The organism is Mycobacterium sp. (assembly GCF_050701675.1).
In the GTDB taxonomy this organism is placed as follows: domain Bacteria; phylum Actinomycetota; class Actinomycetes; order Mycobacteriales; family Mycobacteriaceae; genus Mycobacterium.
Window position 1 is genome coordinate 1 of record NZ_JBOGDD010000947.1, and the last position, 2,741, is coordinate 2,741.

A 2,741-nucleotide genomic window follows, 5' to 3' on the forward strand; every position below is an offset into this window, starting at 1 on the left:
GACTCGGCCACGCTGATCGTGAAAGACAGCCTCTGACGTAGGGCGACTGGGACTTGAACCCAGGACCAACGGATTCGGGGACGGTCGTTCCGGGCGGTTTCCGGCAGAACCGATATGTTCTTGTAGCACAATGGATCCGGAAACCGGCGCCGGCCGAAGCGGACTGGCCAATTCCGGTAGAATCTCGTTCATTACCGATGAGTAATCGATGACTGCCTGGTCGGTTACCTAGAGGTGAAGCGGTTAGGGCACCGGCTTGGACGCCGACCATGGACGCGGGGTAGACGCTAGCTGCCGCCGTGCGTTAGTCCATTGTCGATCTGCCCTTGACTGACACTTAGTCCAAATTGCTTCACGAAGCCGCTGCGGAATGTGCGACCGTCAGCATGTGAGATGGTTTGACGCACAAGTAGTTTCGGTTCTTGCTGGTCAGAGCGGTGCAACTCGGTCGAATTGGATCCCTCAGAGCACCTGTTCCGAGAGTTTGGCCGTATTTTGGCCCTAGGATCCGCCGATTGGTGCCCGGCTCCGCGCGTGCAGAATTTGCGACGACGAGTCAGCTTGCCGTCCTCGATCGGCGTCGGGCTGGTCAATGGCGACCGCCAAGTAGATCGAGCTTGCGGTCGATGTCGTCGACGGTGCGGCTCCTGTCAGAACGTCGAGAAGCCGTCGACGATATCGTCATCCCATGCCCAGTTGCGTCGTACCTGAATGTCGTGCCCTGGCAGGTTGAGGTGACGATCCAGCCCGTAGCGTCATAGACCGTTTCGTAGACCATGGTCGCGTACTCCCCACCCACCGGTGCGTCGCTGCGTCATTTAGCCGCGGTGTGGCGCGGCAAGATCAGTTAGCGGGCGCCTTCGACTCCAGACAGGCGTCGATGCCTTGGTGAGTGCGTGGCGTACCGCCGGCGTCCCTCGGGGCTCCTTATCTGGGCGGCGTCGTCAGGTTTGCGCATCTGGACGGAGTGTTGCGATTCGTCGAGGATGAGGTCGAGCTCGGCGTCGACAGCTTGAGCACAACTAACCGACGCTTCCCAGCTTCAATGGCGACACTTATGGGCCTAAGTGTCGCTATCATGGATGCTATGGCGACACTTGGCCCGCTCAAATATGAGACGTTGCGCTGGACGCCGAGTTCTGAGAGCCCGTACTCGCGATCCCGCCGAAGCGGGCCCTACCAGGCGGCGATCCCACACTCGATCGCCGACCTGGACCTCACGCTGGCACCCACCGCGCTCGCCGACATGGAAGACGCCAGCCACGACATCACCCGCTTCGACGCTGAACTCGGTGGCGAGATCGCACCATTCGCCGCCGTGCTGCTCCGATCGGAATCGGCAGCCAGCTCCCGCATCGAGAACCTCACAGCCTCGGCGCGATCGATCGCCGAAGCGGAGCTGCCCGGCGGGAAGGGGAAGGCGAACGCCGAACTCATCGTCGCCAACACCGCTGCCATGACCGCGGCAATTGCACTGTCGGACACCGTCGATCCCGCAGCCATTCTGGCGATGCACGCTGCGTTGATGGGAGGCCAGCCGCGTCACGCCCCGGGTCAATGGCGAACCGAGCAGGTGTGGATCGGCGGAGGCAACAGTCCACTGTCGGCACAGTTCGTCCCGCCCAGTCACACTCGCGTGTCCGCCGCCATCGACGATCTGATGACCTTCGCCGCTCGCGACGACGTTCCCCTGCTGGCCCAGATCGCCGTGGCCCACGCACATTTCGAGACCATCCACCCGTTCACCGACGGCAACGGTCGCACCGGCCGCGCCCTGGTGCAGGCCATGTTGCGCAACAAGGGCCTCACTCGACAGGTCACGGTGCCGGTCTCCGCGGGGTTGCTCGCCGACACCGACGGATACATCGGCGCGCTCACCGCATACCGCGACGGCGATGCCACACCGATCGTCGAGCGGTTCGCCGAGGCGAGTGCGCGGGCGACCTCCAACGGCCGGCAACTGGTCACCGAACTGCGGGAGATGCGGGAGAGCTGGAACAACAGGATCACCGCGCGCGCTGACTCTGCGGTGTGGAAGGTCGCCGACCTGCTCACCCGGCGCCCGGTCGTCAACGCCGTGCTCGTTCGTGAAGAATTGGGCATTCCAACAGATCACCCACGCCGCTACCTCGGTCCGCTCACCGAAAACGGGATCCTCGTCGAGTTCACCGACCGGGCCCGCAACCGTGCGTGGCGCGCACCCGAAGTGCTCGCCGCGCTCGATGCGTTCGCCGAGCGGGCCGGGCGAAGGAGTGAATAGCTGGAGTCGGCGCATATCCCTTGCGTCCCGACCGCGCTGAAAAGATAGCAAATCGGAATGGGTTAACTAGCATGTCGGACTCCTCAGACTTCGCCGAGCGCAAATAGGTCGATTGGTCTTGGCTACACCACGTCGGCGTGCACCAGGGATCCGTTGACCTCCGACCTGAGCTCGCCGGAGTCGGTATCGACGATGTCCGCAGGATCTGTGATCGCATGTGGATCTACAGCCGTGCCGACTTCGATCCCAGACTTTTCAGTCGAGCGCGCGACCAGCCAGTGGCGTGAGACATGCGCGCTAGCCGGATCCATTTCCGAATCGCTGATGCTCGGCGCGTACGCCACTCTGATGGACGCAACCTGAGCGATCCCGCGCTGGTGGTCCGCGTTGGGCCGTCCAAGATGTTGGAGACGGGGCGACGGATGTCCGACTGGGTGGGTTTCGCCGAAAACGAGACAAGGGTTTGCGATCGTAGCTACTG

Annotated in this window: 2 protein-coding genes; one reads left to right on the forward strand and one right to left on the reverse strand. The window is 63.0% G+C overall.

The window, feature by feature from the left end; all coding sequences use genetic code 11:
• Positions 1 to 1,087: 1,087 nt before the first annotated feature.
• Positions 1,088 to 2,260 carry a Fic family protein gene (locus ACRDUX_RS28745; protein ID WP_526418895.1) on the forward strand — a complete coding sequence of 391 codons (1,173 nt, stop codon included), beginning with the start codon at positions 1,088 to 1,090 and terminating at the stop codon, positions 2,258 to 2,260.
• 122 nt (positions 2,261 to 2,382) lie between these two features.
• Here ACRDUX_RS28745 and ACRDUX_RS28750 read toward each other — a convergent pair.
• A partial coding sequence (locus ACRDUX_RS28750) for a hypothetical protein (RefSeq protein WP_526418897.1) occupies positions 2,383 to 2,741 on the reverse strand: 359 nt, incomplete at its 5' end.